This window comes from Nocardia sp. NPDC003183, from assembly GCF_053590715.1.
In genome coordinates, this window is sequence record NZ_JBSFTG010000043.1 from 1 (window position 1) to 1,016 (window position 1,016).

The 1,016-nt window shown below is 70.9% G+C and carries 1 protein-coding gene; it reads right to left on the minus strand.

Features of this window, described 5'->3' with window-relative positions; translation table 11 throughout:
- A partial coding sequence (locus ACWDXS_RS35650) for a helicase HerA domain-containing protein (RefSeq protein WP_449972805.1) occupies window positions 1-848 on the minus strand: 848 nt, incomplete at its 3' end.
- Between the last annotated feature and the right edge of the window lie 168 nt (window positions 849-1,016).

Sequence of the window (1,016 nt, forward strand, 5' to 3'; positions counted from 1 at the left end):
AGATCCGCCAGGGTGGCAGTGCCGGGTTGAGCGCACAAGGTGAGCAGGCTGGCGCGCATGATGTCGTCGGTGCGTGGCCCCCACCATTGATGGAAGATCCGGTGGAAGACCGTGACGAGGTTGTCGACGGCGAGATCCATTCCCGCGCGCCCGATCCGGTCGATGTCGAGGGGGTTCACGCACGGCGGAGGGGCGGAGGAGTCGGCGTCGAAGAGCACGACCCGATCGGCCATGCGGGACGGTAGCCGGGATAAGACGTCGGTGACGAGGTCACCTTTGGGGTCGATGACGATCACCCCGCGCTCGGCGTCGGCATCGTCGAGGATCGTGCGCGCGAGCAGGGTGGACTTGCCGACACCGGTCGGGCCGAGGATGTGCAGGTGATGGCGGGCATCGGAGATCTTCACCGCGACCGGACGGCGAGTCCCGGTATCGGCCATCCCTAGGGGCTTCGTGAACTCCCCGCCGACCGGGATCTCCGGGGCCGGGGACAGAGCGCGGGCTCCGGCACGTTGCAGGCCGGGTAGCCCGGTGTCGGTGGGCAGGTGCGCGATCGTGGCCAGCTCGGGCACCGACAGCACGTCCCCGCGCCTGAGACGCCGCTGCCGGATTAACCACCCGAGGCGCAGGCGGCGACGCCGCCGGTAGAAGTTGTGATCGGTACACGCCCCGAACACCGTCGCCAACGCATCGGCCCGCCCGCGTGCCACCGCTCGCGCCTGCGCCCTCGGGTTGATGGTGTCGGGGTCGTCGAAGATCGGGATCGATGCGGCGTAGCGGACGACGGTTTCCCAGTGCGCGCCTCGCGCTTTGGCTGCCGCCGCACGGGCGGCGGTGCTGTACTCCATCACGGCCTGCCGGTCACTGCCCCGGCCCTGGCTGACACCCCCGGCCCGGGACGACGGTCGGGCGGTGGTCGTGCCGGGAGTGAGCAGGTTCAGCGCCTCGCGCAGCAACCCCACCACGATCCCGGCCGAGGTACCGGTGCTCGCCGCGGCACGGGTGGCTCGGGCGAC